The sequence below is a fragment of the Bacillus sp. NEAU-Y102 genome (assembly GCF_054788175.1).
The window spans coordinates 102,304-128,504 of sequence record NZ_JBTWFK010000012.1; the positions used below are offsets into that span (position 1 = coordinate 102,304).

Here is a 26,201-nt window from a genome sequence, read left to right on the forward strand (position 1 = left end):
ATGATATAAGAAGGAGGTTTTTTTATGAGTATATTTCGCTCGAAAAACTCGCGGTTTCGAAAGGGACCTATTGCCTTTCGGTATATACTGCTTATGTCGTTTAGTCTTTTTGTTATATTACTTACGCAAGGGCTGTGGATTGTGAATAATAGTATTCAGCCGACCTTAATTAAATATGGAGAAGTAGAGACAAAGAAAATGGCGACGGCAATTATGACGAAGGCGGTAAAGGATCGAATTAATGAAGGATTCGATGTCGATTCGTTAATGAAAGTACAAAATGATAAAAACGGGAAAGTATCCACAATTAATTTAAATACAAAGCAAGTAAATGAAATCGTAACGTCAACGACTACGTACATAGAAAAATATTTGCAGCAAGTAGAACAAGGGAAGTTGAAGGAGCTAGGTATTTCTGAAAAAAACGGGGCGACTATGGCAGTTCCTTTTGGGCGTGTAACTGATAATGCGCTTCTTGGTAATATAGGACCAGATATTCCGATTCATTTCACGCCAATTGGGCATGTGAATACAGATATTAAACAAAAAATTGAGCCGCACGGGATCAACACTACAGCGATTCAAATTGTTATGGAAATGGAAGTAACGTTGCAAGTAATCATTCCATTTCATACGAAAGAGATAACGGTGAAACAAAATGTTCCGATTGCGACGCGTATCGTTCAAGGGGAAGTGCCTACGTATTATGGAAGCGGAAGTGTTGCTGTACCTGATAAAAAGAAAACAGATAGTTAATTGCATATAAAGTGAAACTTGAATCAATCGGGCTTTTACTGGATAAAAAATAACCGTAGCAATGCGCTACGGTTATCGTTTTGTATTTGCTCGTTCTTTGCGTTCCCAAAGGCTTAAATGCATATATGGATCGAAGGCCCATTCTGTATAGCCATTGTCTTTATATATGCCAAAATGTAAGTGGGGTGGGAATTTTCCGGCTGTACCAGGGGGGCCATAGCCAGTGCTACCAACAAACCCGATTACTTTTCCGGGCTCAACAATTTGTCCAAGCTGTATTTCTTTTGAGAACCCGCCTAAATGAGCGTAATAATGGTAATTGTTATGAAGGTCGCGAATACCAATGCGCCATCCACCAAGGCGGTTCCAACCTTTCGTTTCAATAATGCCATAGCAAGTCGATCTTACTGGCACGCCATATCCGGCAAAAATATCGGTTCCTTCATGAACTCGTCTGCCCCCAAAACTTCTTCCAGCACCGAAAGTACTACGGTAGCTATGGTCACTACGAATCGGAAGAGGAAAAGCATTTCCTTCTAAATTAATACGTCCATAATGTTTATAAATTTGGGCGTACTCGCTAATTAAATCAACTGTTTTTGCACGTCTATAATATTCCCAAAGCATAATTTTAATACGGTCTTCTGACGTTCCTTGTTTCCTTAAAATAGTCGCTGCGGTATGCAGAAGATCACGGTCGCTATTTGCATTTGCAAATCCATCTTTGTCACCATCTAAACCTATTCCGCCAAATAGAGAAATTGTATGGGGGAGAGTGTCGTTACTATTAACAGGTCCAGCCCATATTTCTGGTTTGAAATAAAGGGAAATGATGGCATCTGGTTTTTTTGGAATATCTTTTCTTACGCTCCGTATATTTCTTTCATATTGATCCATTGCAGCTAAGTAATACCATGGAATGCCTGAAGACTGCTCGGTTTCTTTATATAGTGCCATGCGCTTTTCGTATATGCTTTGCTGATTATCTTCACCGTAGGCGATGTTTTGGTGGAGAAGAAAACAAATAGAAAGCAAAAGAGAAATTTTTCGAAGCATGAAATAGACTCCTTTCACAACATCACTCTTTTTAGTGTGGGATATACGGAGTATTTCATTATAGGGAACGATTGGAAAAAATCTTAGAATCTTCATTTGAGCAAATCGCTTTCATACGTTAGAATAGATATGTTACATTGAAAGAAGCGAACACGGTAAACTATTTCATATTGTGCGGAGTTGATAACCATGACAAAACAAACAGAATATAAGCGCAAGCCCGAATGGTTGAAAATTAAGTTAAACACGAATGAAAACTATACAGGCTTAAAGAAAATGATGCGTTCTAAGAATCTTCATACCGTTTGTGAAGAGGCAAAATGTCCGAATATTCATGAATGCTGGGCTGTAAGAAAAACAGCAACATTTATGATTTTAGGTGCGGTTTGTACACGCGCTTGTCGTTTTTGTGCGGTTAAAACAGGCTTACCAACTGAGCTTGATTTACAAGAACCAGAACGCGTAGCAGATTCAGTAGTACAAATGGGCTTAAAGCACGTTGTTATAACAGCGGTTGCACGTGATGATTTAAAGGACGGCGGAGCAGCTGTTTTTGCTGAAACAGTACGAGCAGTACGTCGTAAAAACCCATTCACGTCTATCGAAGTATTACCATCTGATATGGCTGGGGTAGAAGAAAACTTAAAAATGTTAATGGATGCAAAACCAGATATTTTAAACCATAACATTGAAACAGTACGTCGATTATCTAACCGAGTTCGCGCTAGAGCAAAATATGACCGTTCATTAGAGTTTTTACGTCGAGCAAAAGAAATGCAGCCTGATATTCCAACTAAATCGAGCATTATGGTCGGCTTAGGTGAAACAAGAGAAGATTTAATTGAAGCAATGGATGACTTACGTGCAAACAATGTGGATATTTTAACTCTTGGACAATATCTACAACCATCTAAGAAGCATTTACCAGTTATTAAATATTATCCACCAGCAGAATTTGCAGAGCTTAAAGAAATTGCACTTAGCAAAGGATTTAGCCACTGTGAAGCTGGCCCACTTGTGCGTTCTTCTTACCATGCGGACGAGCAAGTACGTTCTGCAAAAGAAAAAACAGCAGAAGCTAAATAATGAAAAAAGAGAGCTAACGATTAGCTCTCTTTTTGTTTGTACTCTAAAACGGTATTTGGACATGTTAATAAAATCTTTTTTAATTCTTCTGTGGATAATTCAATTGTAAATTCAGGAACACCAGGTGTAATTAAAATTTTATCGTACGCATAAACGGAACTGTCCACAATAATTGTTACATCTTGTGAATAACCAAAAGGAGCTACACATCCTGGAGTACAGCCAGTTTTCATTCTTAGTTCATCAGGAGAACAGAGCGATAAGCGTTCTCCAGTTATTTCTTTCATCTCTCCTCGGTTAAGCCGAGTTCCTTCTAACGTAAAAAACACGTAAAAATTTCCAGATGTTGATTTTAAAAATAAGCTTTTACTTGGAGTACCTTGTAAGCCAAGTCTTTCACGTACAATCCGATCTGTCTCATAATCGAGTACCGGTTCGTGTTCGAACTTTTCATAAGAAACATTTGTTTTATGTAGTAGAGCAAGTACGTCTTCGTACATATGAAATAATACCCCTTTCTATTGTTAGAACAGTCTCTTCTCGTGGCGTCAACTGAATGTTTTTGAAAGGGATATTACTTGGACGATGCTTTCCATAAGCGTGTTATGATACATTGTTCGTCGATTGTAATTTCGTAAATATCAGGATTCGTTAAAGCTCTCCATTCATTAAAGCCAATCGTATGATCAAAATGCTTTAAAATGAGTGTAAGTAAATTGCCGTGTGTAACAAGTAGTGTTGTCGTATGGTTTAATTGTAAAACATCTTGAATAAGCGATATGGCACGGTCTGTTGCTTGTTTTGTTGACTCTCCGCCTGAAAAGGCAATATCTATGTTCGTAAAAGTGGATTCTAGTTTTTGCATCCAATCATCCATTGGAACGTTGCTCAATATGCGTTCAGTTAATCGTTCATCTTCTTGGATAGATAAGCTAGCTTGGAGCGCATAGGGCCGAATGGAATCGATAGCTCGGACAAATGGGCTTGAAATAATATGATCGATTTGTAGATGATTTTCTAAGAGGAATGTAGCAAGGTTATTTGCTTGATCTTTCCCATCGGTCGTTAATTCAGCATCACGTTTTTGCCCAGTTGCTGAACAATGTCGTATTACAATAATTTTCTTCATAATTCATCCCCATCTTTCAAGTTGACGCTATATACTTCGACAAATGTGGAAATAATTCCTTTTTATTGGAAACGGCATATGGATTTAAATATGTGGAAAAGTAATGTGGATAATAAAAAATTGAGGTGCAATGATGAAAAAAATGATATGTATCATATTCATTATTTGTTTTCTTACGCAATTGTCCACAACATATGCAGAATCCAACCAAAAACTAAATTATCCAAGCAATCGAAATAAGTCATTTGTGAGTGAGGATGTTTTTTATAAACAGTTAGATAAGAAAATCTATAAAGAATATAAAAATGCAGCATATAGTGTTCGGAAAAAAATCTTATTTAAAGAAGTGCCTGATGAAGAATTTTCTTTCCTAAAAAAAACAGCTTTCGGTTGTCGAAGTAGAGTGGTGCTTCAAGATTTTTTTGTTCACCCTGATCGCCAAGTTTATTTTTTCGCTTCTTTTACTCAAAATGAAGTAGAAGAGTTTCATAAGTACATCGTTATAGATGCAGAAACAAAGAGGGAGCTAAAGGAGGGTAAAAGTTATCATCATTGTGATAGTCCTTATAAAAAATAACCCACCAACCGGTGGGTTATTTTTTTACTCTGGTACACTCATTAATTTCTCTTTCATTTTGCGAATAAGAACGACAGCACCAATTGTACAGAGAAGTGTAATTCCTTCGGCAACAAAGATATTGATTGTCTTTGTTTGGTAAAGTGCCGCAAAGAAGTCTACAAATGCGTGGAATAGTATAGCGTATACTAGGAAGATATATTTCTTCTGTTTTACTGCGTATAAAACAAGCATTGTAAAGGCGATTTGAAGCACGAGTGCCATAATTCTTTCTACGCTACCAAGGAAGTATAAGTAGGCAGGTTGCTGAATTAACATGTCTTGTAAAATGCTGAGTTCGGGTTTTTGTTCAATCAGTTGAGCGAAGCTACCATCGTTAATAGAATTAGCAAAGATTAATGCTTGTAATGCAGAAAAACCGCCAATTAAAATAGATTCAATTCCGCCGTGACCAATTCCATAAGCGAAGCCATCTTTATATTCTAGATATTTTTTTAGTAAGAAGAAGAAGGCAACGAAGCGTCCTAATTCTTCAAAAATACCAGCAGTCAATCCGCCATAAATTGCGAAGGCAAACGGATTTTCTAAAAATGGAGCGATTGTTGGATTACCGCGCATAAATAGGTGGAATGGTGTTTCAAGAATTTGGGTAAATCCGATAAAGATAAGAACACCAATGCCGACCACTTTCCAATTAATATTATATTTTTTACGGAAATAAACGAGTACGATAATTGGGACCAGAATCGAGACAATGAGTTGAAATATGATGCTGGCAATTACAGTATTTGAAACCATACTTTCACCGCTTTCTAATATATGTACATATCTATTATGCATGAAATACGGGAGAGATGAAACTTTTAGAAAGAAAATGAATTTACTTATTGACTCTAACGTTGCGTCATACTTTATCGTATGTACTAAGGGGGAGATACAAATGACAATGAGAGTAAAAGAAGTAGCTGATTTAGTTGGAATTAGTGTGCGCACACTGCATCATTACGATGAAATTGGGTTGTTAACCCCAGACGAGACGACAGAGTCTGGATATCGTCTGTATTCCAATGAGAATTTAGAGACATTGCAGCAAATTTTGTTTTTTAAAGAACTAGGCTTCCCTTTGAAAAAAATTAAAGAGATTATCATGAGTCCATCATTTGATCGCGAAGAGGCACTACAGCTTCATAAGAAAATGCTTCTTGAAAAGCGTACCAGATTAGATAAGGTGATTGCGACGATTGATAAAACAATTCAGCATACAAAAGGAGAGATTGAAATGACGAACAAAGAGAAGTTTGAAGGATTCGATTTCAGCCATAACCCATATGAAGAAGAAGCACGTGAAAAATGGGGAGACGCAGCTGTAGATAAAGCGAACGAATATGCAAAAGGTATGTCAAAAGAGAACCAAGAAGAGTTTAATACTATTTATAGAAATTTAGCGGTACTGAGACACGGTGCACCAGATTCTAAAGAGGCGCAGGGAGCAATCAAAGTATGGTACGATTACTTGCAAAACTTTAGTCACTATTCATTAGACGCTTTTAAGGGACTCGGTCAAATGTATGTCGCTGATGAGCGCTTCACGAAAAATATCGATAAGTTTGGCGAGGGGTTAGCGCAGTTTATGTGTGATGCGATGGAAGTTTATGCGGATCGTAATAAAAAGTAAAACAGGTGGAGATTTTCTCCACCTGTTTTACTTTTTAATCATATCATTCAAGGCCTGATCTCCCGTATTGTTCAAATGAGGATTTTTACTCATTTCACGTTTTAGCATATCGAGGCTTTGCGTATATTCTGTATCATTTAATGCGCCAGATTGAAGGCCTTGAATTTGGGAAATCAACTTTTGGTCTGTTGATACATATGCTTTATAATAGCGAGGGACGATGGACAAGGCAGCTCTATATACTTGATCCGCTACAAGTTTTGGATCCGTTGTGTTTGCACGATATACAACAAATACTTCATCATCGGTAACGAGTGTAGCAGCGTTTGTAACGTCAGGAAGTTTGACGGTCATGCTTGTAATCATTTCAGCGACTTTCTCGCGATTAATGGCCCCTACTTGTTTGTTAGATACTTCATGCTTTTGTTTAGAAGAATAACCGACTCTTGTGAGTCTTGTATTTGTATTTTCCGTATGATACATGTCGTTTTTATTGGAAACAAGAACACGGCTTCCTTCTTCACGTTCCATTTCAGCTTTGTTCGCTGATTGGCACCCTGCAAATAAGGAAATAGTGAGAAGGGAAAGTAAAATTTGTTTTTTCACGATGTATCACCTCCTTCTCCATAGCATGCACTAATTTTCAATTTTTTGTATTTGAAATTGTTGGTTGGTATGCTTTGTGATACGATAAAAAGAAGAATGCTTAGAGAGGAAGTTAATGATGGAGCAAAAGCAAGAGCAAGAGATTCATGCTACGGTGAGCATTAATAATGTTCAGTACGAAGTAATTAAAAACTTTCGTGACGGTTTTAGTGAAGAAGCATTTAAAGAGCGCTATGCAGAAATTTTAAATAAATATGATTATATCGTTGGGGACTGGGGATATGAGCAACTTAGATTGCGCGGATTCTTTGATGATAGTAACCAACGTGCGACATATGATACGAAAATTAGTACGTTAACGGAGTATTTATACGAGTACTGTAACTTCGGTTGTGCACACTTCGTATTAAGAAAAGCGAAGAAATAAAAAAATCCTCTTACAATTGTAAGAGGATTTTTTGCATATGCTCGCTTATAAACAAATCGAGATATAATCGCCTTCAGAAAGTATTGTATTTGGCTTCATTTGTTGTCCGTTCAATTGAATATCCCCATTTTTAATTTTATCCACAATGAGTGTACGGCTCCAGTCAGAAATATATGTGGATAAGGCTTTATCGATGCGGTGGGAACCGAAAATGAGGTCTAATACAAGCGTGATTTCGGCTATGCCGTTTTCTTTATGTTGCATAATGGGAATAGTAGTAGTTGTTTCGGCTTGATCTTGCTGGGTCATATCGATCGTTTCAACGTGATCAGTAAATGATTTATAAATACGCAGTTTTTGATTCCACGTATGATCTTTCGGACATTTATAAATAGCAAAGCGGTATATGTTTTTTCCATTGGCGTTATGCCTACGAATATTCGTATCAGTAAATAGGGTAGTACGTCCGCAATTTTTACAATATTTTTCGATTGTGTGTTGCTGATTTTCATATAAACTCCAAGAAAGTTGTACTTTCTGCATTTTCCTTCACCTCTTATAGTAGTGGCAAAGAAACGTAATACAGCTATTTGGATGTCTTGTAGTATGAAGACATGAGAAAAAGACAAAAATAAAAGGAGGTTCCCCAAAGAGGAACCTCCGTAAACATCATACTACAGATGCAATACGTTCCTTTGTAATGGGAATGGGCAGACTACTCCCTTGAAAAAGCGTGGTGCTTTTTTGAGAGTAATGCTATCCAATTGCTGGTCCATTACAAAGTAAATGTTGGCATACGTAGATAACGTCCTTTCTATCCAAATAGATTTATTCTTCATTATAACATATAATACTGAAAATTCAAAATAATAAAGGCGAAAAAACACCAGCTAAAATAGCTGGTGCATACGATAAATTATATAAGTTCAAATAAAAATGAGCGTAATTCTTCTGCAATTTCTTCAGTCATAGAAAATGCGTGCTCTAAGTAGCCTGGTTCGTTTAAATCGTCAGCACCGATAATTGCAAATTTATTACTTTGCATATCAAGTACAATTGTTTTACCGTAATGACGATCGGAGTATAAAAGCGCTAAATCATGACGCTCATTTTCTCCCATAAAGCTAACGAAACGAGTTTTTGTAGCGACAGTGTCGTCGTACAGAAAGAAACGTTCTTCCATACACATGGCTCCTTTATTAAATATCTAAGTTTAAGTGTGGTTTATGATCTAAATGGTGATGCGTTTTAATGAATCGTACTGTTCTTGTTTTGTAACGCATTACGATAGAGTATGTTTCAGCTAAATCTCCGCCTAGGAATTTCACGCCGTCTAATAACTCACCAGCAGATACACCTGTTGCTGAGAAGATTGCATCATCACCAGATACTAAATCGTCTAACATAAGAAGTTGACGAGGATCTTCTAATCCCATTTCACGACAACGAGCTTCTTCTTCTTCGTTCATTGGAACTAAGCGAGCTTGCATTTCACCTTCAAGGCACTTTAATGCTGCTGCAGAAATAACACCTTCTGGAGCTCCGCCAATACCTACGAATAAGTCGATACCCGTTCCAGGTAGTGCTGTTGCGATTGACGCACCAACATCACCGTCACCAAATAATTTTACGCGTGCACCTTTTGCACGAACACGGTCAATAATATCTTGATGACGCTCACGTTCTTGAACGATAACTGTTAGATCACGAATCTTTTTATTGTTAGCTTCTGCTACAATTTCAATTGTTTTTTCAATTGGATCATCTAAGCTAATTTTACCAGCTGCTTTTGGACCAACCGCGATTTTTTCCATGTACATATCAGGAGCATGAAGAAGGTTCCCTTTGTCTGCGATTGCAATAACTGCCATTGCATTTGCAAGACCTTTTGCAACGATGTTTGTACCTTCTAATGGGTCAACGGCGATGTCTACTTCTGGACCGTTACCTGTTCCTAGTTCTTCACCAATATACAACATCGGTGCTTCATCAAGTTCTCCTTCACCGATTACAACTGTACCTGCCATGTTTACTGAATCAAACATATCACGCATTGCTGTAGTTGCTGCATCATCTGCTTCGTTCTTCTTTCCGCGGCCCATCCACTGTGCGGATGCTAATGCTGCTGCTTCTGTTACACGGACAATTTCTAGTGCGAGTTCACGTTCCAAGATTTCATTCCTCCAATTTCAAAAATCATACAAATATAACTATAACAAATAACGGAGAAAAGGTGAATTCGAAAAATTGTCGATTTTTTCAGAAGAAAGCGTTACAATTAAAATGTAAATGCTTTAATTTCCAGGTAGGTGACATTCATGTATTTTGTAGACAGAAAGAAAATAGAACAAATGCTAGTATGTTTAGAACGAGCAACAAGTACATTTCAAGAGAAAAAGATATATGAAACCGAGTTTGAATTTTACGCATTAGAGCGCATAGCCCATCTTATTATTGATACTGTATTAGATGTAGGAAATGCGATGATTGATGGATTTATTATGCGCGATCCAGGAAGCTATGAAGATATTATTGATATTTTAATGGATGAGCGAGTGATAAGTGAAGAAGATGGACAAGGGATGAAAGAAATTATCCTTCTTCGAAAAATGCTTACGCAAGATTATATTCAAATGAATCATGATGAATTATATAAGACGATTCAAAAACATATTGCAGTGGTAGAAAAATACCCAGCAAATATTCGCAGTTATTTAGAAAAAGAATTAGGACCTGTATCTGCATTTGTACCAGAATAATTATGCTTATAAGATCCCCAGAGAATGCCTTTTGGGGATCTTATATTGTATGTGAGAAAGAAAAGGGAGAAGGGTGAAGTATGGGGGAAGCACGTACTACGAAAGACGAGATTGTACAATTGTTGAAAGTAAAGGGAGAGCACACAGTAGCGGAACTAGCTGACGTTTTAGAGATTACAGAAATGGCAATCAGAAGACATTTAAGTAATCTTGAGAAAGATGGACTCATTTATTCTAAGATGGTAAGGCAACATGTCGGAAGACCAACTTATTTGTATGGATTAAGTGAAAAGGGAGAAGATACATTCCCGAAAGAGTATAAGCAATTTGCGATTGATATGCTAGAAGATTTAGCTCGGATGGGCGATGAAAAAATACTTCAATATGTTTTAAAAGAAAGAACGAAGCGTATGGAAGAACAGTTGCAAAAGCGAGTGAGTAATCAAAAGAATTTAGCATATAAAGTGCAAGAGATAGCAGCTATGCAAGAGAAAAATGGTTATATGGTTCAAATAAAGAGAGATGGAGAGAAATCTTTCGTAATTGAAAAACAAAACTGTCCGTTAAAAGAAATTGCAGAGAGATTCCCACAAGTATGTAAAGATGAAAAAGAGATGTATAAGCGTTTATTTACGAACGCAGATGTGAAAACGCTAGCAAACATGTGCGAGGGCGATTGTAGTTGTTCTTACCAAATAAAAGAGAAAAAATGAACGTTATGGGGCGCTTTAAGGTAAAGCGTTTTTTTCTTTTGGAAAAGCGGGTAATATAAGAGTGGTATGATAAGGTGAGAACGTTAGCATAGAAGGAGAGACATAATCGATGTATAAAGGTTACTTAATTGACTTAGACGGTACGATGTATCGCGGGGAAGAACAAATTGAAGAAGCAAGCGACTTCGTCAAAGCATTAGGAGAGCGCGGCATTCCATATTTATTCGTTACGAATAACTCAACTCGCAAACCAGAACAAGTGGCAGAAAAGCTTGTTCGTTTCGATATTCCAGCGAAAGCGGAGCAAGTATTCACAACGAGTATGGCGACTGCGAACTTCATTTATGAACGTAAACAAGATGCAACTGTATATATGATTGGTGAAGAAGGCTTACACGATGCACTTGTGGAAAAAGGATTTGAACTTGTGGATGAAAATCCTGATTTCGTTGTTGTTGGTTTAGATCGTGACATCACATATGAAAAATTAGCAAAAGCGTGTCTTGCTGTGCGTAACGGCGCAACATTTATTTCCACGAACGGAGACATTGCAATCCCAACTGAGCGAGGATTATTACCAGGTAACGGTTCATTAACATCAGTTGTAGCAGTATCAACAGGTGTGGATCCAATCTTTATCGGAAAACCAGAATCAATCATCATGGAACAAGCGTTAAAAGTTCTTGGTATAGGAAAAGATGAAGCATTAATGGTTGGGGATAACTATGATACAGACATTTTAGCGGGAGTAAATGCTGGCATGCATACGCTTCTTGTCCACACTGGAGTCACAACTGTGGAGAAGTTAACAGAATATGAAGTACAACCAACGCAAGTTGTGCATAACTTGACGGAATGGATTGAGAAGATGTAATGAAAAACAGGTAACCGAAGAGGTTACCTGTTTTTTTTATTAAAACGCACGATTCACAACATCTTTAACTTCTTCAAGATATTGTTTACGCACACCATCATCCACAGAAGGGACACTCGTATAGAATGTATGCTCAATTGTTTCAATTCCTGTAAATTCAAAAATACCAACATCCGTTGTTTTCTTCATTGCGTCAAACATCCCGCCTGCTGTGTATGCTTCTTTCGTATTGCCCATTGTAGATAATAACAATCCTTTTTTACCGCTTAATAACTTTTCAATGCCTTTTTCACCGTAAGCATAAGCGAATCCATGGCTAAATACACGGTCAACGTATCCTTTTAAAATAGCAGGAAGTCCCGCCCACCAAACTGGATAAATGAATGTAATGCTATCAGCCCAAGAGATATGCTCTTGCTCTTCTTTAATATCTTCTGGTGTGTTTTCTTGAGAAAATGAGATGAAATCGGAAGCGCCTAATACTGGATTGAAGTTTAATTCGTATAGATCGCGAACGCGTACTTCATGACCTTTTTCTTCTAATTCACTTTTTACCGTTTCTAAAATTGCATGGTTGAAGCTTTCTGTATTTGGGTGTGCATAAACGATTACATGTTTCATTGTTCTTCCTCCTATTTTGTGGATATGTGAATAGTTATTTGTATATATGTAACCATTATGGTTACTCCTTTTATGGAAGTCAAGTAATACATATGTATAAAAAGACGCTCAAAAATCGCCTTTTTATACCCCGCTCATACAAAGTACAAAGAAGACAAATAAAATAATGACAAGACCAATGCCGAAGTTAAATACGAGAGTGCTATCCATATATGTAGCCTCCTTGTTTGAAAGTAAAAAGCACTCTAGTTAAGAGTGCTTTTTTATTTTGAATCTACTTTATAACTTTTAGAAAGTGATTCATGCGTGTAATGATTTACATTATTTTATGTATTTATAATTTGAAATGAGTAAGTCCTTGTGGGATATAGAAAAAAAGACACTCTTTCGAGTGTCTTTTAAGATGACAAAATGTGCCAATTGCTTGAGGTTGATAAGACGCTAATTTCCGTGTTAGCGCCTTTTCTTTAATCAAGAAGTGTAGCAACAGCGATTCAAATAAATTGTACCATTTGTTTAATTGTGGTGCGTATGCAATTGTGCATATTTTAATCATGAGGTAGGTAATGAACTGTGAATAATTTGAAGTGATTTATTTACGATTTCTTCTGCGGCATATATGCCGATTGCGTCTGTTTTTAAAATATGGGATTGTAAGTTATCATGCATTGCTCCTAACTCACCATGAAGTGGTGCGAAGGCATGGTTCGCCTTTTCAAGCATGCATAAATCAAGTAAAGAATCCCCAGCTGTAATAATCGTATCTATTTGCAAAATTTCTTTTATATATTGCACGGCATCCCATTTGTTAATTGGTTTTGGTACAAAGTATAGCTTCCTACCTTGAAGTGAATGATTCCAGCCTTGTTTGTCTAACCAGGAAGTGAAGGATGATAATTCATCATAAGGAATGTTCTCCCGTTTAATGATGCAATAATGGAATAGATCATCGGCTGTTTTTTGTGATATAACCCAATCTTTATGAGCAATTTGTCCAAACTCCTTTAGTATGTCGTTTCTCTCTATACATTCAACCGATAGTCTTTCTTTTACTGTCCTGTTCCAAGTACCATCTTGTTTACCGTTATGAAGGATATTACCGCCGTTACTTGTAATGGCGTATTCGGGAATGATTTCGTTTTGGAATAAAGTAATACGCTGAAACTGCTCAATAGTTCTTGTTGTAACTGGGATGAAATGTGAGTGCAGTTGTAATTTTTTTAGTAGTGAAATGGTTTTATGTGATATGAAAGAAATTTCTTTCCCATCTAAAGTTTCAATGAGTTGAATTGATTCATCTTCTATAGGGGCACGAAACGATTTCCGGGAATAAATAAGCGTTTGATCAAGATCACTGGCGAAAATCATAACGTTTCCCTCCTAAGAGGCTTAATGAGCCCGCAACATGAATAAGTCATATTCTCATAGATTTCAATAGGGACATTCTTTTCTTTAGCGAGAAGTAAAATATGCTTTAAATCGGGATTGTTTTGCTTACATATTAAAATTTTCCACGGTATTCTCCGGAGTAATACGCGAGTTGTTTCACCGACTCCTGGTTTGATTAAGTTAATATCGTCAATTTCAAAGTGACTTTGGATAGACTGTATATCTTTTAATCCTTGCCAAGAGGGATCAGTGTAAGTTGAAGTAATATAACGTAATTGATTATCTATATGAGAATGAACAGAAGGGAATAAATCTGTCACCTCATCAATGAAGAAATTTGATAAGTCTTCTTGTTCTAGCTCTTTATAATATTTAACACCATGAAAATCATTTGGACCAATATAGGTATCATTTAGTACAGTGCGGCTAATGAGTCCAGAGACGGTTGCATTTAAGCAAGCGCTAGGAATAAGAAAATCTTCACGTGTACCGTAAATTGAAGTACAGTAACCGGGATCAGCAAGCACAGCCATACAATGAGAAATGTGTGTATTATTTCGTTCGTTAAATGTGTGTACTGCATATTCTAATTCTTTTTTTATTGCACCTTTCCCAGTCCATCCATCAATGAATTGAATTGTTTCTTTAGGGTGATGTTCCAAAATATAATGGAGTGCATTTTCATCAATACCGCGTCCGCGAACAATAGAAATACAATAGTGAGGTACATCAAGGTTGTATTGATAGCGTATGTAGCGTTTTATAAGAATACCAATAGGTGTACCAGCACGAGCTAATGAAACGAGGACAAGGTTAGTTCCTTTAGTCTGTATAATTTGTTCGGCGACAACTCCAACAGCGATGGCTAGTTTGTGTTTGTATTGTTGCAGAGAAGAAAAGAATAAATCCATATACGCTTTAGATGGTTTATATTCCATTGGTAACATTTCAGAATAATGTGTGCCAGCTTGAATTGCTTGTTCTCTAGTTTCTGTGGAACTTTCTTTCATTAAATCACTAATATCTTTTAATAGAAAAATAGCATCATTTGGATCATAACTACTAATGTGAGAATTTACTTTTACCATAATTATCAACCTTCCTTTTCTATGCTATTTGAAAATGAGACGATATGAATAAAAGGAATAACTGTTTGTAACTGCTGTAGAAGAGGAGATAGGGCTTCTTCTCCTAAATCACGTTCAATAAAAACAAATACTTCATCGTAATCATGAGGTGAAATATTATAAAAGTAATTTGTAATAGTAGAATCTTCAGGACTTGGATATGAGAAATGATTATGAATGGCGTAGTTCACATCATTTGAAACAGGATGGATAGGGCTTCTTGTTGTAGATTGATATAAAATATTTTCACCCATTTCAGCAGCAATTTTCATTGGGATATACATAAATTCACCCGTTCCGAGGCAGAGTGTTCGTTTTCCAATTCTTTCTCTTTTTAAAGTTTTTCCTGCTTCTTGAGCGAAAGAATGAATGTGCTGTTGTTCATATGCTGAAATGCCAAATCGCCCAGTATATTTTATATAATTTGATGTATAGGGTAATTTTGGGCAGGTAAGGGTATGTTTTTTGAAATCAGGTTTTGTTTCTTCAATTTGAATATCTGTTTTGGCAATATTCAATGGTTGGCCAGTTGTATGAATACTGCCTTCTAATAAAGAAATAACATGAATCTTAATTTGAAGTTCGTCTTCTAATTGTTTAAATTGTCTTCTATTAGTATGAGAACGCCAGTCTAATAAAGAAGCAATAATATATTCTTCTCGTGGGAATTTATTTTGAATCGATCTAATAATATTTAATGCTGTTTTTCCTGTTGTCATCTCATCATCTACGAGAACAATAGGATTGCTGTTTTGAAAAAAGCTTTCATCCACATAACAACGGTGCGATGTTGCATGAGAATGTTCTTCCTCAAATGTAATGACAGATTCTAGGTGGGGTATCGATTCCCTAGTTGTATGTACATACTTTGCATTTTGAAAGCATTGAAACATAGAATGACCAAGTGCTGTCGCTGTCTCAGCGAATCCGATGAACAAAACTTCTTCTTGCAGAGGATATTGATAACGAAATACTTCCTCTGGGATTTCATGAATTTCTAATGAAATGAGATTTAAAATTTCTTTTTGAAATGGATGAGAAGTATTATGTAGCATTTCCATATATCTTGTAGCGAGAGCAAATCCACTTGATAGAGAGACTGCAGGTTTAATAGGAAGATGCTTTCCAAGGATTGTACTCACAAATAAAAAACTACGTTTCTTATTTATTCTAGCAGCCATTTGAAAAAGATTGTCTAGCGCTAAGTTATATGGATTATCACGTACTTCTACATGAACTTGTATATTATTTAAAACGTTATACGTGTTGCTTTGCGTTTGTAATAAGGAGATCGGTGAATTGTTTGTTTTCATGTAGCACCCCATAAATATTAGATTTTAAAATGGTTTTGCGAGCCCAGCCATAATGCGGCTTTACTTCATTCATTTTGTTAGAAAAACTGCTTTTTAGCACTCCATTATACGTATCTGCATTTTGTAAAATTGACCTCGCATCTAAATAATCTTCCATTGTGACAATGTGCATTGCCTGTACAACTTTAATATGAGATGGGTGAATAACTGTCTTTCCGATTAAGCCATTTGCATGGTCAAGTGATACCTCTTGAATGAGCCCTTCTTCATGATCATTAGAAAAATATTCCCATACACATCCTGAAATAATATATTCATTTGTTGCCCTTGAGAAAACGTTAATAATGTCTGAAATACAATCACGGACAACAGTAATATGATAGATAGGTGTGTATTTATTGCGCCGAATACTAAATATACTTGAAAAATCAGTAGCACCAATACGTACATTTAAGATGTAATCGTGATAAGAATCTAGTAAATCTTTTATTTGTAATAATGATTCTGCCCGTGTTTCCTTATACATAATTTCTGGTGATTCTAAAATCGGCATGCCATATAGCGATAATGAGTATAACTCGTTTATACATGCAAGCTGATCGATATAAGTCTTTCCGTTAATCGGTGTGAATTTTGGAAAGACAAAACCACATAAACAATGAACAGCACTACCTAATTCAGTAACAATTGTCTTCATTTGACTTGGCTGTCGAACTCTAATAAAAAGAAGTGGGATGTCTGCTTGATTTAGTATGTTGGCACTGACTAAGTTGGCTATTTGCTGTATTTGAACGACGATGTTTTGCTCTGCAAGTTTTACTTCTTCATCGCTGATAGCGTCCTCTAGACAAAGAATAATTGAGGTAGCATCCACATGTTTCTTTCTAATTATATCTTCCGCAATCGTTTCTTTTGTGCCAGGAGTATATAGTGTAGCGCCTAGTGCGTAAGCTAGTTGTTCTTTTCCTATATTTTTTGAAAAACTAAGAGGTTCTTTATAGAAAAAATTTTGCCGTTCTTCTGAGGAGAGATAAGAAAAGTAATTCAAATTGTCACCACCTTATTTGTAATGATTCTGTTTAATCGTAACATAATAAGAAAAATCTTCCATAAAATGAAGCGAGAAATTAAAAAAATATATTGAGAAAGATGAATTATAAGATGAATATCGAATATTGTTAATAGAAATATAATAGGGGGAAAGAGAATGTGGATATACATAAGTTAACAGAGGAAGAAGCAAATGAGATAAATACGTGGGCGTACGAGGAACCATATAATTTATATAGTTTTTCAGGCGAGAAAGAAGTAATAAAAGAATTATTAGATGGAACTTATTATGGCTGTTGTAACGATCAAGAAGAGTTCATCGGCTATTTTTGTTTTGGAGAAAATGCACAAGTACCAGGTGGAAGAGATGCTAATTTATATGGTGGAGAAGATGTGATTGATATCGGACTTGGCATGAAGCCAGATTTAACAGGGAAGGGAATGGGAGAAATGTTTTTTCAAGCTGGAATAGCGTTTGCTGCTAAGGAATTTAATTCGAAGATGTTTCGATTAAGTGTAGCAACATTTAATACAAGAGCGATTACGTTATATAAAAATATCGGATTTAAGCAAGGGTCTATTTTTTTGAGTCGTGGAAGAGAATTTATGCTTATGGAATACGAAAGACCGTCAGCATGAAACTGACGGTCTAGAAAACATTATTATTCCGAGTGATCAGCTCGGTGCGCTAAACGGCTTGAGGCAGCGGCAGCAATTCCGCCAACGATATCGTCAAGGAACGTGTGCACTTTTCCAGTTGATTTATCATTTAAGTATTCTAAAATACCAGGTTTTAATTTATCGATATATCCAAAGTTCGTGAAACCGATAGATCCGTATACATTCACGATAGAAAGTGCGATAACTTCATCAATTCCGTATAAGCCTTCATCACGTTTTACGATATCTTGTAACGGCTCACTTAGCATTCCTTTTTCAGCAAGAACATCGAGTTCGATACCTGTAATCAGTGCGTTTTGTACTTCACGTTTTGATAGTACACGTTCTACATTATAACGGCATTCTGACATCTCTAAATTTGGATGATATTTTTTTTGAAGAAAATGAACAAGTTCAGCAATATCGTCAATTGTTACACCGCGTTCTTGTAATAGTTGTAATGCTCTTTCTTGTAGTTGATTTGATTCTTTCATGTTTATCACCTTTTTTTCTTTTTAGTATTTGTATACGTTTCGTTGCTTTATCATGTGCATAGGAATGAAAGGCGAGCACAAGCTCATATATATAAAGAAAAACCATAGGTGGCGACTGCGATGATTCAGCATATTTATGAGCATTATCACATGCATGTTAAAGAATTAATCCCCCTTGGCCCCTATAAAAGCTTTTGGATTCGCAACAAAATTTATGTACTTGTTCCAATTGGAGAAATGGAGGAAGAAGTACTTGTAGAGATGAAAAAGCTCAGTGATTATATGAACCAGCAAGGGGATATAACTGTAGCGACTTTCGTTCCGACTATACACGGCTACTATGTAAGTGAGATAGAAGAACAAAATTACTGCTTATTAAAAGGTATGCGCACGTTAGAACGACATGCTATGTCATTAGGAAGTGAGCTTTCTATATTCCATAAACGAGGTGCATTCTTTCCAGAAGAAATTGAGCAATTAAGCCGTATTGGTGAATGGAAAGCGTTATGGGAAAAAAGGCTCGACCAATTAGAAAAGTTTTGGCAATCACAAGTGATGAACCACCCTTCAGATGTATTCGATCAATTGTTTATTGAATCCTTCCCGTATTACTTAGGAGTTGCAGAAAATGCAATTCAATATGTTGTCGATACAGAAATGGATGATACGCCGCAACTAACGGATGCAGCAACAATTTGCCAAGAACGATTCACACCTTTATTATGGCATCAAACGAAGCGGCTCAAACTTCCTTTTGATTGGGTGTATGATCACCCAACTCGAGATATGGCAGAATTAATTCGCTATATGATGATAGAAAAAAAGAAAGACTGGGAGCAAACAATAATTCAATTTGTTACAGATTATGAACGTAATTATTCGCTATCCTCATTTGGCTGGCGCTTATTATTTGCAAGGCTCTTGTTCCCGCTGCACTATTTTGAAACGGTCGAACGATATTACCAAACTGGAAACGAAGAACAAAAAAGCATATATAGAGATCGCTTAGAAGCCATTTTACACGATGTGAACCGCTCAGAGCAATTTATGAAGCATTTTTATGGCTCACTTCGTTTACCAGTAGATAAGCTTGGGATTAGAAAATTAGATTGGCTATCTTAAACGTATAAAAAAGAGACCGCTGGAGGTCTCTTTTTTATACCACAATTTTATGTAATACATTATGCCCCTACCTGTTGATCTGTACATATATTTAAAACGAATTGATGTTTTTCGAGTTTTTCATTTACTTTACCCAATAATTCTTGCTGGATTTCTTTAAATAAAAATTGATAGCTTGTATTCCATGTTGGTATAACGGATGAAAGGCCTAATAAATACTCTTTTTTCTTTTCTAGTTCTTGAATTGTTAAAAAAGTGTTCCCCATTTTTGGCATGTGTCATCCCCCTATGTTTTCTTACTGTATATGTGTGAACGATTCACTATATAGTATTAATTATCGCATTTTTTGAGAAGGATTTCCAATTTTGTTTTATGATGTTAACGGATAAATGTGATTTGAATAAAAAAAGGAGACCAAATTTGGTCTCCTTTTAGAAGGCGATTCTGAACGAGCCGCTTCCGCTTTTAATTATCCAGCTCCAGCGGCTAAAATGTTCGGTGGCTTCGCTTCTTCCGCCGAGGCAAAAAGCGCCTCTATGTCAGAAGCTCCATCCTCCTCACATTTTGAACGAGCCGCTTCCGCTTTTAATTATCCAGCTCCAGCGGCTAAAATGTTCGGTGGCTTCGCTTCTTCCGCCGAGGCAAAAAGCGCCTCTATGTCAGAAGCTCCATCCTCCTCACATTTTGAACGAGCCGCTTCTGCTTTTAATTATCCAGCTCCAGCGGCTAGAACAGTCGGCCATTTCGCGCCTTCCTGTGAGGCAAAAAGCGCCTCTTCGTCAGGAGCTCCAATGACCTCCTGTTCTGAACGAGCCGCTTCCGCTTTTAGATTAAAATACTTGTTCTACTTCGATAACGCCTGGTACTTCTTCAAGTAACGCGCGCTCGATACCAGCTTTTAGTGTGATTGTAGAACTTGGGCAGCTTCCGCATGCACCCATAAGGCGTAGTTTTACGATACCTTCTTCAATGTCTACTAATTCAACGTCTCCGCCATCGCGAAGTAAGAATGGACGTAATTTATCTAATACTTCTAATACTTGTTCTTGCATATGTGGGTTTTCCATTTTTATCGACTCCTTTCATCAGTTTTATTATAATCAAGATAGAGGGGAAAATCTATTTTTTCTCTTCTTGTTTTATTGTCGAAATATTGTATCGTGTTTTTTCAGTATAGGGGTATGGGATAAGATTGTAAAATGATGTGCTTATGTAATAAGACATCTGAATATACTGTTGGAACAAGAAGTGGGGGAGAAGAAATGGTTAATGTGCAAGTGTATGGGACGAAAGTAATTTGTGCGAGCTGCGTCGGAATGCCATCTTCAACAGAAACGTTTGAATGGTTACAAGCGGCAATTGGTCGTAAATATGAAGGACAAGAAAATAAATTTAATTTCGAGTATATTGATTTTCAAGAAGAACAAGAAGATGAAGATAAGAAAGCATTCGCTGAGCGCGTAGTGGAAGAAGATTTATTTTATCCGGTCGTTCTTATAAATGGAGAAATTGTTGGAGAAGGAAATCCTCGTTTGAAGGATGTTTACGAAGAAATCGAGAAATATTTATAAAACAAGAAGTCTTTGCGAATTTGCAAAGGCTTTTTTTATTGGAGGGATAGATGTGAAAAATGGAGTGAAGCATGCGTTACCAACGGAAGTACAACAGTTAATGGGGCGGTACACAGTAGAATTAAAAGAAATTTTTTTGGATGAAAAAATAGTCGGGGTATATATTTACGGATCCATCGCACTAGGTGCATTTCATAAGGAAACGAGCGATGTTGATTTTGTTACAGTGATAAGTGATTCCGTGAATGAAGCTGAAAAACAGCAGCTTGTGGAACTACATAAGAAACTTAGTGATAATACGCTAGGTAAAAGAATGGACGGTATGTATATTCCGCTTGTTGATTTAGGGAAATACAATGATGAAATAAACGAGTATGTGTATTGTGCAGATGGTAAAGCTAATGTTGGTCATTGGGACATTAATGCGGTCACATGGTGGACGTTGAAAAATCAAGGCATTACAGTTACCGGAAAAGAAGCAGAAGATCTTCCGTTGCAAATACAATGGAATGATGTAGTAAATACGATGAAATATAACGTAGAACAGTACTGGAGTGAAAAGGCGAAGAAGCCATATTTATTTTTTATAGAAGATTGGGTAGAATCAGCTGTCGTTACGATGGGACGTATTTTATATACACTAGATTATAAAACAATCGTTTCAAAAGATAGAGGATTGCAATACTTGTTAGAAAGTTCAGCGGAAGAATGGGAGCTTTTATTAAAAGAAGTAGAGCGAATACGGCACAATCCAAAAGAAAAGCGAATGCTCTCAAGGTGGAGAAGGGCAGATATGACGAAGAGGTACTTACTGCATTTAATTGAGACGTGTAGAGAGAAATGGTAGGGACGAAAATGGACAATACAGAGGGGTGTATTGTCTTTTTTTATGTTGAATTTGGTATATAATGGTTTAAAAAGTTTAATTATACTGGAGGGGATAGGATGAATATAGAATTAGCTACATATGAAGAAAAGAATGAACAAATGAGTATGCGCCAAGTAATTAGCATTCTATTAATTATTTTTGGGGTCATGCATGGAATTGGTTTTTTGAACCTTTTATATGATTCTTCCTTATACCCATGGTATGTAGATTATCTTATTCCACCTTTCACGTTTTGTATGATTATCGTAATGTATGCACCGGCAAGAAATTGCTGCTTACATTTAATAAAATCATTACAATTCAATAATTTTAAATACTATGTAACGATAGTAATGACAGCGATTGTAATGCTTATATATCTTGCCATATTAAATTTAGTTCTACCACATGGGCTTGGGGTGGACGAATCTAATATAGTAATAGAGCCTACTAAAAGTGAAATCATTTTATACGTAGTTGTACTCACCGTTTTTGCACCGATTTGGAAAGAACTTTTATTTCGAGGGATACTTTTTAAGAAATTATCTCAGCGTTTTTCTACACTTACTAGTATCGTTATAAGTGCTTTTATATTTACTTTAGGCCATCCCCTTACAGTGGGTAGTCTTTTATATATTTTTGGTATGGGTATATGTTTAGCATACACATATAAGAAAACGAAGAATTTACTCGTTCCAATTGGGATTCATTTATTAAATAATTCGTTTTATTTATTATTGAATTTTCAACTATAAAAAGACGCCTTTTTTATTTTGTAGTAGATAGAAAAGTATTTACAAGTATTGTGTAGAGGAAAGATAATAGAAAAAAATATGTGCATGGGGGAAGATAATGAGTAAATATAAATTACATATAGATAAAGAACAACTATGGAAAGGCTGCGTTTTAAATTCGATTGCCCATGCAATTAATGTAGCGCATTGTCCAGATTTCTTACATGAAAGTTCATGGGATGGATTTAACTATAGTATGCAAGATACTCAAGGCGGACAAGGGACAATTACGTTTCATCCGAATTACACGATTGTATGTCTTCAAGATGTGAATAGCGAGAGAATTGATGAGTGGATTGATGCGAAAGATTATTTTGAAGGGGCACCTTCGGAAGTAATGGATATTGCGAAAGAAGAAGCACTTCAATACGTATTAGAAGAAGTAGAAGGCGAAACAGTTCCTTTTATTACAACTGCATTTTGGATTGAGGATAGCGGTGCGTATTCAATTGATTCATTTGAAGAGATGGAAGAGCACGGCGGATTCTTATTAGAAATTCCATTACTTGATACAGAATCAGCAATAGAAAGACTGGAAGAAGAGTATGAACTGACAGAGGAACAAATAGAGCTTTTACAACTCGTGTATGAGAAAAAAATCCAAAGTCCAAATGAGGAAATTAAGTTGTCTAAAGAAGAAGTAGCAATGATTGGAACGGAAGATAGCGAAGGATTGGAATTTAGTAAGGAGTCATTTGAAGAAATGAATATTACTTGGGAGTTGTAGAGGAGGATAACATGTTTCCGATTGGTGATCAGCCCAAGATTATGAAAGACTTAGCAAGTATAGCTGGTGATTTAGAAGAAGTAGCGATTGAGGGGAAAACAAAAAATATAGAACGACTAGCATCTTTGCAAGTTAAAAAGTTATGGGTGTTCACAGTAAATCAAAAGCAGTTTGATCATATTCTTACGTATGTTTGTCCCGATATATTATACGTTTACGAAATGAGGGTCGAGGATTTAAGTAGCCTTCAGAAATTGTCTAATTTACAACAGTTGTATATGTGCTGGAATACAAAAGCGAAGACGTTATGGGATATTGATTATAATAAAAAGCTCAAATCCTTACTAATTGATGATTTTTCTAAGTTAGAAGATTTAAGTGCTTTAAGTAAGTGCACACAACTCAATACTTTCTATATGGGTGGTGGGATAAATACAGCGATGAAAGTACAAACTTTAAAACCACTCGCTGAATTACAGCAGTTGCAAAAGCTTACTTTGATGAATTTAAAGGTTAAAGATGATTCATTAGAACCGTTAATGCAATTGAAAAATTTAAAAGAGTTAAGCATATCTAATCAATTTAAGGTGGAAGAGTATGCAAAACTTTCTGTAGCATTGCCATATACGGTATGCGAGTCTTTTAAACCTTACGTATATATGAACGATGCAATAGATGGGAAAAATATAATGGTGACTGGGAGAAGAAGGCCAGTCCTTAATTCAAAAACGGATACTGTGAAGATGCAAAAATATGAAGAACAATTTAAAAAGTTACAAAAGGAATATAAAGCACTAGTAGAAAGCAAAATGTGAAATCATATTGCACTTTCTACTAGTTTTTTTATATACATATCAACTTCATGAAAGAATACGAACTTTTTTTCCTCGGTATTCAGATGCACAGCGCAATGTAAATATTGCTGTAAATAACGATTAGCTTGTTCGTACTGTTTTAATTTGTAGAAAGAAAAACAAGTAAGAAGTAGAAACGCTTTTTCTCGTAATATTGGAACGACAGCTAGTACCGGAGTAATGGAATGTATATTCATTTCCACTAGATTTTCATAAGACGCTCACGTTTGAAACCAGTCGAAAATAGTAGAAAGGTAATTCGGAATAGCGATAGTTTCATGTGAAACATTATGCAATAACTGGTTCTGTTTGATATGCATAGGCTCTATTCTCGTTTGTAGAATGCAATCGAATATTGAAATGTTTTCTTTTAATTGTAATTGGTCCGTAATAAGCTGTGGGAGACCGATAGGGTGGACTCCTATATTTATATAGAAGTCATCTCCAAACTGGCTTTTTTGTATGTTAATGAGCTTATAAAATCCGTTTTCAGCTTTGAAAAATGTATGTCTTTTTTTCTTAAAGCCGAGTGGTTTTAAAGTGGCGTGTAAATTTGTAATGAAATCTTGATCCTTTTTAGAGCGAGACTTATTCCTCGTCATATTCATACGTAGTTAAGTTTTGTAAGAAACTTTCAAAGTTAGGTGCTAATTCAATAATTTCCTCAAACTCATTATCGATAAATATAACTGGAGGATTTTCAGCTACATTTCGATAGTCTAATGCAATCCATGTATGTCCATCACCAGATAAAAGTACGATATTCTCAGGCATTTCCCATTCTCGAATTAAATAGCGACTCTCTAAAATACTAGATTCATTTTCATCAAAAGAAATACCATATAAACCAGATACATTAACGTGATCGTCTGCCCAAGAATTTGGCTTTGAAGTAGGGTGAGTATCAAGACGAAGAGTTCCCCCATTTTGTTCTTTTAGAAGGTTTATGTATGATTCTGGAAGCTTTACGTTCAGTACCTCTTCTGCTTTTTTGATTAGTTCGTCGTTAATGGGTGCTAGTTTTAAATAGTCATCTTCTGCCCAAATTGTACTCTTCATATTCGGTCACCTCAAATAATAGTTTTAAGAATCTTATGTCATATATTATAGTTAGTTTAGATAACACGCAATAGAGGGAGGGACGGAGTATGGATGTGTATGAATACCTCGATCACGTAAATTCTAAAGAAGATTTATTAAAATTTCTTGTATACCTCCAAAAGGATTTTAAAGTGAACAAAGATGAATGGGAGAATGTAGAGATAGAGACTTATTTAGAGGCATTAAGTGCTTGGTTAGGTGATTATGAAGGCGTTTATATAAATCAAGGGGAGAAGCTTCTAGAAAATATTCCATGGAAGTTTATTGCCCAGGTGTTACTTGCGGCAGCTCATTATGAATAAAATTAGATTTTTAAAAGATAGAATGGAGAAGATATCATGATTAACCATAATAAAATTAAACAACTTTTAGCACATGTAGATCGTGCTGAGGATAATGAAATTGAGCTAGAGTATGAATCTGAACCTATGACGATAGAATTGTTTAATAGTGAAGAAATAGAAGAAGGGCAACTTGGTTATAGCTTTGATGAAGAAGGATGGATTGTAATCGGCATAGATTCATATCTTGGAGACCCGATTTTTGTAGATAGTAATGATGAGAATTGTCCAGTTTATACAGCTATGCACGGTGAGGGAGAATGGGAGCTGGAATGTATAGCGGAACGTATAGAAGATATTATTGAGAAAGTGAAGGGGAATGTGTGAGCAATAAAATAGTATTTCAACGTGATTAAGAGGGAGGAAATGTAGTGAATATATAAAATAATTAACTTAGTGTATTAAAGGTATGATACATGATTATTTTAATATATTTAAAAGTAAAATGAAATAAGAAACGGATAATTGTCGGAATATATTCGATTTCCGTTCATTTTTATGAAATATGTG

The 26,201-nt window shown here is 36.0% G+C and carries 34 protein-coding genes and 1 pseudogene; 17 read left to right on the plus strand and 18 right to left on the minus strand.

Features of this window, described 5'->3' with window-relative positions:
• The first annotated feature begins 24 nt into the window (after nt 1-24).
• Nucleotides 25-756: a sporulation protein YunB gene (gene yunB / locus ACYFX0_RS25300; RefSeq protein ID WP_460271998.1), complete on the plus strand. Its 732-nt coding sequence runs from the start codon at nt 25-27 to the stop codon at nt 754-756.
• 72 nt (nt 757-828) lie between these two features.
• Here the strand turns inward: yunB and ACYFX0_RS25305 are convergent, their stop codons facing one another.
• Nucleotides 829-1,812: a M23 family metallopeptidase gene (locus ACYFX0_RS25305; RefSeq protein WP_000944682.1), complete on the minus strand. Its 984-nt coding sequence runs from the start codon at nt 1,810-1,812 to the stop codon at nt 829-831.
• Between the two features lie 189 nt (nt 1,813-2,001).
• On the opposite strand from ACYFX0_RS25305, the gene lipA reads away from it, so the two are divergent.
• Entirely contained in the window at nt 2,002-2,898 is an 897-nt protein-coding gene (gene lipA, locus ACYFX0_RS25310) for a lipoyl synthase (RefSeq protein ID WP_000166367.1), read from the plus strand.
• Nucleotides 2,899-2,918: 20 nt separating this feature from the next.
• Here the strand turns inward: lipA and ACYFX0_RS25315 are convergent, their stop codons facing one another.
• Both ACYFX0_RS25315 and ACYFX0_RS25320 read right to left on the minus strand, forming a co-directional pair.
• Nucleotides 2,919-3,398, minus strand: coding sequence for a YbaK/EbsC family protein (locus tag ACYFX0_RS25315; protein ID WP_000272755.1), 480 nt, complete (start codon nt 3,396-3,398; stop codon nt 2,919-2,921).
• A 74-nt stretch (nt 3,399-3,472) separates the two neighbouring features.
• A complete protein-coding gene (locus tag ACYFX0_RS25320; protein ID WP_000721045.1) occupies nt 3,473-4,027 on the minus strand; it encodes a histidine phosphatase family protein in 555 nt (184 codons plus the stop codon).
• Between the two features lie 142 nt (nt 4,028-4,169).
• On the opposite strand from ACYFX0_RS25320, the gene ACYFX0_RS25325 reads away from it, so the two are divergent.
• Nucleotides 4,170-4,604: a hypothetical protein gene (locus ACYFX0_RS25325; protein ID WP_106103302.1), complete on the plus strand. Its 435-nt coding sequence runs from the start codon at nt 4,170-4,172 to the stop codon at nt 4,602-4,604.
• Between the two features lie 24 nt (nt 4,605-4,628).
• Here the strand turns inward: ACYFX0_RS25325 and ACYFX0_RS25330 are convergent, their stop codons facing one another.
• Nucleotides 4,629-5,444 carry a YhfC family intramembrane metalloprotease gene (locus ACYFX0_RS25330; protein ID WP_002083707.1) on the minus strand — a complete coding sequence of 272 codons (816 nt, stop codon included), beginning with the start codon at nt 5,442-5,444 and terminating at the stop codon, nt 4,629-4,631.
• A gap of 100 nt (nt 5,445-5,544) precedes the next feature.
• Here ACYFX0_RS25330 and ACYFX0_RS25335 point away from each other — a divergent pair, with 100 nt between their 5' ends.
• Nucleotides 5,545-6,279: a MerR family transcriptional regulator gene (locus tag ACYFX0_RS25335; RefSeq protein WP_000178782.1), complete on the plus strand. Its 735-nt coding sequence runs from the start codon at nt 5,545-5,547 to the stop codon at nt 6,277-6,279.
• 27 nt (nt 6,280-6,306) lie between these two features.
• Here ACYFX0_RS25335 and ACYFX0_RS25340 read toward each other — a convergent pair whose 3' ends face one another.
• On the minus strand, nt 6,307-6,885 hold the full coding sequence (locus ACYFX0_RS25340) for a YhcN/YlaJ family sporulation lipoprotein (protein ID WP_000744127.1): 579 nt from the start codon (nt 6,883-6,885) through the stop codon (nt 6,307-6,309).
• 115 nt (nt 6,886-7,000) lie between these two features.
• Here ACYFX0_RS25340 and ACYFX0_RS25345 point away from each other — a divergent pair, with 115 nt between their 5' ends.
• On the plus strand, nt 7,001-7,312 hold the full coding sequence (locus ACYFX0_RS25345) for a YutD family protein (RefSeq protein WP_000970507.1): 312 nt from the start codon (nt 7,001-7,003) through the stop codon (nt 7,310-7,312).
• 45 nt (nt 7,313-7,357) lie between these two features.
• Here the strand turns inward: ACYFX0_RS25345 and ACYFX0_RS25350 are convergent, their stop codons facing one another.
• The 3 genes from ACYFX0_RS25350 to glpX form a co-directional block, all read right to left on the minus strand.
• Complete coding sequence (locus tag ACYFX0_RS25350; RefSeq protein WP_106103292.1) at nt 7,358-7,855, minus strand: cytoplasmic protein; 498 nt, start codon at nt 7,853-7,855, stop codon at nt 7,358-7,360.
• A 373-nt stretch (nt 7,856-8,228) separates the two neighbouring features.
• Nucleotides 8,229-8,495, minus strand: a complete 267-nt coding sequence (locus tag ACYFX0_RS25355; RefSeq protein WP_000392611.1) for a DUF3055 domain-containing protein — start codon at nt 8,493-8,495, stop codon at nt 8,229-8,231.
• A gap of 16 nt (nt 8,496-8,511) precedes the next feature.
• Nucleotides 8,512-9,483, minus strand: a complete 972-nt coding sequence (gene glpX, locus ACYFX0_RS25360) for a class II fructose-bisphosphatase (RefSeq protein ID WP_000439090.1) — start codon at nt 9,481-9,483, stop codon at nt 8,512-8,514.
• A gap of 147 nt (nt 9,484-9,630) precedes the next feature.
• Between glpX and ACYFX0_RS25365 the strand changes: the two genes are divergently transcribed.
• From ACYFX0_RS25365 to ACYFX0_RS25375, 3 genes are all read left to right on the plus strand, one after another.
• The gene (locus ACYFX0_RS25365) at nt 9,631-10,071 is read left to right on the plus strand and encodes a DUF86 domain-containing protein (RefSeq protein ID WP_000274010.1); all 441 of its coding nucleotides are present in this window, start codon (nt 9,631-9,633) and stop codon (nt 10,069-10,071) included.
• A gap of 80 nt (nt 10,072-10,151) precedes the next feature.
• Nucleotides 10,152-10,784 (plus strand): helix-turn-helix transcriptional regulator, encoded by a 633-nt coding sequence (locus ACYFX0_RS25370; RefSeq protein WP_000503340.1) that lies wholly within the window; start codon nt 10,152-10,154, stop codon nt 10,782-10,784.
• A 109-nt stretch (nt 10,785-10,893) separates the two neighbouring features.
• Nucleotides 10,894-11,658, plus strand: coding sequence for a TIGR01457 family HAD-type hydrolase (locus ACYFX0_RS25375; RefSeq protein ID WP_000276470.1), 765 nt, complete (start codon nt 10,894-10,896; stop codon nt 11,656-11,658).
• A gap of 39 nt (nt 11,659-11,697) precedes the next feature.
• On the opposite strand, the gene ACYFX0_RS25380 is transcribed toward ACYFX0_RS25375, so the two are convergent.
• The 5 genes from ACYFX0_RS25380 to ACYFX0_RS25400 all read right to left on the minus strand — a co-directional run bounded on the left by ACYFX0_RS25380 (nt 11,698) and on the right by ACYFX0_RS25400 (nt 17,156).
• The gene (locus tag ACYFX0_RS25380; RefSeq protein ID WP_106103293.1) at nt 11,698-12,279 is read right to left on the minus strand and encodes an NAD(P)H-dependent oxidoreductase; all 582 of its coding nucleotides are present in this window, start codon (nt 12,277-12,279) and stop codon (nt 11,698-11,700) included.
• Nucleotides 12,280-12,831: 552 nt separating this feature from the next.
• Nucleotides 12,832-13,647 carry an HAD family hydrolase gene (locus ACYFX0_RS25385; protein ID WP_136983618.1) on the minus strand — a complete coding sequence of 272 codons (816 nt, stop codon included), beginning with the start codon at nt 13,645-13,647 and terminating at the stop codon, nt 12,832-12,834.
• On the minus strand, nt 13,644-14,756 hold the full coding sequence (locus ACYFX0_RS25390) for a cysteine protease StiP family protein (RefSeq protein ID WP_000241494.1): 1,113 nt from the start codon (nt 14,754-14,756) through the stop codon (nt 13,644-13,646). Before ACYFX0_RS25390 ends, ACYFX0_RS25385 begins: the two co-directional genes overlap by 4 nt.
• Before the next feature lie 5 nt (nt 14,757-14,761).
• The gene (locus ACYFX0_RS25395) at nt 14,762-16,108 is read right to left on the minus strand and encodes a phosphoribosyltransferase family protein (RefSeq protein ID WP_000856295.1); all 1,347 of its coding nucleotides are present in this window, start codon (nt 16,106-16,108) and stop codon (nt 14,762-14,764) included.
• Nucleotides 16,053-17,156 (minus strand): HpcH/HpaI aldolase/citrate lyase family protein, encoded by a 1,104-nt coding sequence (locus ACYFX0_RS25400; protein ID WP_001106085.1) that lies wholly within the window; start codon nt 17,154-17,156, stop codon nt 16,053-16,055. The genes ACYFX0_RS25395 and ACYFX0_RS25400 overlap by 56 nt, the downstream gene beginning before the upstream one ends.
• A 161-nt stretch (nt 17,157-17,317) precedes the next feature.
• Between ACYFX0_RS25400 and ACYFX0_RS25405 the strand changes: the two genes are divergently transcribed.
• The gene (locus ACYFX0_RS25405) at nt 17,318-17,797 is read left to right on the plus strand and encodes a GNAT family N-acetyltransferase (protein WP_000351142.1); all 480 of its coding nucleotides are present in this window, start codon (nt 17,318-17,320) and stop codon (nt 17,795-17,797) included.
• Nucleotides 17,798-17,820: 23 nt separating this feature from the next.
• On the opposite strand, the gene ACYFX0_RS25410 is transcribed toward ACYFX0_RS25405, so the two are convergent.
• Nucleotides 17,821-18,312 (minus strand): phosphatidylglycerophosphatase A family protein, encoded by a 492-nt coding sequence (locus ACYFX0_RS25410; protein WP_000665102.1) that lies wholly within the window; start codon nt 18,310-18,312, stop codon nt 17,821-17,823.
• A gap of 120 nt (nt 18,313-18,432) precedes the next feature.
• Here ACYFX0_RS25410 and yutH point away from each other — a divergent pair, with 120 nt between their 5' ends.
• Nucleotides 18,433-19,434 carry a spore coat putative kinase YutH gene (gene yutH, locus ACYFX0_RS25415; protein ID WP_000614219.1) on the plus strand — a complete coding sequence of 334 codons (1,002 nt, stop codon included), beginning with the start codon at nt 18,433-18,435 and terminating at the stop codon, nt 19,432-19,434.
• 59 nt (nt 19,435-19,493) lie between these two features.
• On the opposite strand, the gene ACYFX0_RS25420 is transcribed toward yutH, so the two are convergent.
• Together ACYFX0_RS25420 and ACYFX0_RS25425 are read right to left on the minus strand one after the other, a co-directional pair.
• Nucleotides 19,494-19,709 (minus strand): hypothetical protein, encoded by a 216-nt coding sequence (locus ACYFX0_RS25420; RefSeq protein WP_001125497.1) that lies wholly within the window; start codon nt 19,707-19,709, stop codon nt 19,494-19,496.
• A gap of 556 nt (nt 19,710-20,265) precedes the next feature.
• The gene (locus ACYFX0_RS25425) at nt 20,266-20,502 is read right to left on the minus strand and encodes a NifU family protein (RefSeq protein WP_000431159.1); all 237 of its coding nucleotides are present in this window, start codon (nt 20,500-20,502) and stop codon (nt 20,266-20,268) included.
• A gap of 195 nt (nt 20,503-20,697) precedes the next feature.
• Between ACYFX0_RS25425 and ACYFX0_RS25430 the strand changes: the two genes are divergently transcribed.
• The 5 genes from ACYFX0_RS25430 (at nt 20,698) to ACYFX0_RS25450 (ending at nt 24,210) form a co-directional block, all read left to right on the plus strand.
• A complete protein-coding gene (locus ACYFX0_RS25430) occupies nt 20,698-21,006 on the plus strand; it encodes a YuzD family protein (RefSeq protein WP_000248589.1) in 309 nt (102 codons plus the stop codon).
• Nucleotides 21,007-21,058: 52 nt separating this feature from the next.
• Nucleotides 21,059-21,853 (plus strand): nucleotidyltransferase domain-containing protein, encoded by a 795-nt coding sequence (locus ACYFX0_RS25435; RefSeq protein WP_142338619.1) that lies wholly within the window; start codon nt 21,059-21,061, stop codon nt 21,851-21,853.
• Between the two features lie 98 nt (nt 21,854-21,951).
• On the plus strand, nt 21,952-22,629 hold the full coding sequence (locus ACYFX0_RS25440) for a CPBP family intramembrane glutamic endopeptidase (RefSeq protein WP_098829148.1): 678 nt from the start codon (nt 21,952-21,954) through the stop codon (nt 22,627-22,629).
• Nucleotides 22,630-22,726: 97 nt separating this feature from the next.
• Nucleotides 22,727-23,395 carry a hypothetical protein gene (locus ACYFX0_RS25445; RefSeq protein ID WP_098829147.1) on the plus strand — a complete coding sequence of 223 codons (669 nt, stop codon included), beginning with the start codon at nt 22,727-22,729 and terminating at the stop codon, nt 23,393-23,395.
• Nucleotides 23,396-23,406: 11 nt separating this feature from the next.
• The gene (locus ACYFX0_RS25450; RefSeq protein ID WP_000483947.1) at nt 23,407-24,210 is read left to right on the plus strand and encodes a leucine-rich repeat domain-containing protein; all 804 of its coding nucleotides are present in this window, start codon (nt 23,407-23,409) and stop codon (nt 24,208-24,210) included.
• 2 nt (nt 24,211-24,212) lie between these two features.
• Here the strand turns inward: ACYFX0_RS25450 and ACYFX0_RS25455 are convergent.
• Nucleotides 24,213-24,851: pseudogene (locus ACYFX0_RS25455) on the minus strand (DUF4304 domain-containing protein).
• Nucleotides 24,838-25,308 (minus strand): SMI1/KNR4 family protein, encoded by a 471-nt coding sequence (locus ACYFX0_RS25460; RefSeq protein ID WP_000843112.1) that lies wholly within the window; start codon nt 25,306-25,308, stop codon nt 24,838-24,840. Before ACYFX0_RS25460 ends, ACYFX0_RS25455 begins: the two are co-directional and overlap by 14 nt.
• Before the next feature lie 89 nt (nt 25,309-25,397).
• On the opposite strand from ACYFX0_RS25460, the gene ACYFX0_RS25465 reads away from it, so the two are divergent.
• Complete coding sequence (locus ACYFX0_RS25465; protein ID WP_460271999.1) at nt 25,398-25,652, plus strand: DUF7660 family protein; 255 nt, start codon at nt 25,398-25,400, stop codon at nt 25,650-25,652.
• Nucleotides 25,653-25,688: 36 nt separating this feature from the next.
• The gene (locus ACYFX0_RS25470; RefSeq protein WP_081144091.1) at nt 25,689-26,018 is read left to right on the plus strand and encodes a hypothetical protein; all 330 of its coding nucleotides are present in this window, start codon (nt 25,689-25,691) and stop codon (nt 26,016-26,018) included.
• Nucleotides 26,019-26,201: the final 183 nt, after the last annotated feature.

Bases quoted from the DNA above. Each gene is read 5' to 3' on its own strand.
- yunB (WP_460271998.1), top strand. From the start codon at position 25: ATGAGTATATTTCGCTCGAAAAACTCGCGGTTTCGAAAGGGACCTATT.
- ACYFX0_RS25305 (WP_000944682.1), bottom strand. From the start codon at position 1,812: ATGCTTCGAAAAATTTCTCTTTTGCTTTCTATTTGTTTTCTTCTCCAC.
- lipA (WP_000166367.1), top strand. From the start codon at position 2,002: ATGACAAAACAAACAGAATATAAGCGCAAGCCCGAATGGTTGAAAATT.
- ACYFX0_RS25315 (WP_000272755.1), bottom strand. From the start codon at position 3,398: ATGTACGAAGACGTACTTGCTCTACTACATAAAACAAATGTTTCTTAT.
- ACYFX0_RS25320 (WP_000721045.1), bottom strand. From the start codon at position 4,027: ATGAAGAAAATTATTGTAATACGACATTGTTCAGCAACTGGGCAAAAA.
- ACYFX0_RS25325 (WP_106103302.1), top strand. From the start codon at position 4,170: ATGATATGTATCATATTCATTATTTGTTTTCTTACGCAATTGTCCACA.
- ACYFX0_RS25330 (WP_002083707.1), bottom strand. From the start codon at position 5,444: ATGCATAATAGATATGTACATATATTAGAAAGCGGTGAAAGTATGGTT.
- ACYFX0_RS25335 (WP_000178782.1), top strand. From the start codon at position 5,545: ATGACAATGAGAGTAAAAGAAGTAGCTGATTTAGTTGGAATTAGTGTG.
- ACYFX0_RS25345 (WP_000970507.1), top strand. From the start codon at position 7,001: ATGATGGAGCAAAAGCAAGAGCAAGAGATTCATGCTACGGTGAGCATT.
- ACYFX0_RS25350 (WP_106103292.1), bottom strand. From the start codon at position 7,855: ATGCAGAAAGTACAACTTTCTTGGAGTTTATATGAAAATCAGCAACAC.
- ACYFX0_RS25355 (WP_000392611.1), bottom strand. From the start codon at position 8,495: ATGGAAGAACGTTTCTTTCTGTACGACGACACTGTCGCTACAAAAACT.
- ACYFX0_RS25365 (WP_000274010.1), top strand. From the start codon at position 9,631: ATGTATTTTGTAGACAGAAAGAAAATAGAACAAATGCTAGTATGTTTA.
- ACYFX0_RS25370 (WP_000503340.1), top strand. From the start codon at position 10,152: ATGGGGGAAGCACGTACTACGAAAGACGAGATTGTACAATTGTTGAAA.
- ACYFX0_RS25375 (WP_000276470.1), top strand. From the start codon at position 10,894: ATGTATAAAGGTTACTTAATTGACTTAGACGGTACGATGTATCGCGGG.
- ACYFX0_RS25380 (WP_106103293.1), bottom strand. From the start codon at position 12,279: ATGAAACATGTAATCGTTTATGCACACCCAAATACAGAAAGCTTCAAC.
- ACYFX0_RS25385 (WP_136983618.1), bottom strand. From the start codon at position 13,647: ATGATTTTCGCCAGTGATCTTGATCAAACGCTTATTTATTCCCGGAAA.
- ACYFX0_RS25390 (WP_000241494.1), bottom strand. From the start codon at position 14,756: ATGGTAAAAGTAAATTCTCACATTAGTAGTTATGATCCAAATGATGCT.
- ACYFX0_RS25395 (WP_000856295.1), bottom strand. From the start codon at position 16,108: ATGAAAACAAACAATTCACCGATCTCCTTATTACAAACGCAAAGCAAC.
- ACYFX0_RS25410 (WP_000665102.1), bottom strand. From the start codon at position 18,312: ATGAAAGAATCAAATCAACTACAAGAAAGAGCATTACAACTATTACAA.
- yutH (WP_000614219.1), top strand. From the start codon at position 18,433: ATGATTCAGCATATTTATGAGCATTATCACATGCATGTTAAAGAATTA.
- ACYFX0_RS25420 (WP_001125497.1), bottom strand. From the start codon at position 19,709: ATGCCAAAAATGGGGAACACTTTTTTAACAATTCAAGAACTAGAAAAG.
- ACYFX0_RS25425 (WP_000431159.1), bottom strand. From the start codon at position 20,502: ATGGAAAACCCACATATGCAAGAACAAGTATTAGAAGTATTAGATAAA.
- ACYFX0_RS25430 (WP_000248589.1), top strand. From the start codon at position 20,698: ATGGTTAATGTGCAAGTGTATGGGACGAAAGTAATTTGTGCGAGCTGC.
- ACYFX0_RS25440 (WP_098829148.1), top strand. From the start codon at position 21,952: ATGAATATAGAATTAGCTACATATGAAGAAAAGAATGAACAAATGAGT.
- ACYFX0_RS25445 (WP_098829147.1), top strand. From the start codon at position 22,727: ATGAGTAAATATAAATTACATATAGATAAAGAACAACTATGGAAAGGC.
- ACYFX0_RS25450 (WP_000483947.1), top strand. From the start codon at position 23,407: ATGTTTCCGATTGGTGATCAGCCCAAGATTATGAAAGACTTAGCAAGT.
- ACYFX0_RS25460 (WP_000843112.1), bottom strand. From the start codon at position 25,308: ATGAAGAGTACAATTTGGGCAGAAGATGACTATTTAAAACTAGCACCC.
- ACYFX0_RS25465 (WP_460271999.1), top strand. From the start codon at position 25,398: ATGGATGTGTATGAATACCTCGATCACGTAAATTCTAAAGAAGATTTA.
- ACYFX0_RS25470 (WP_081144091.1), top strand. From the start codon at position 25,689: ATGATTAACCATAATAAAATTAAACAACTTTTAGCACATGTAGATCGT.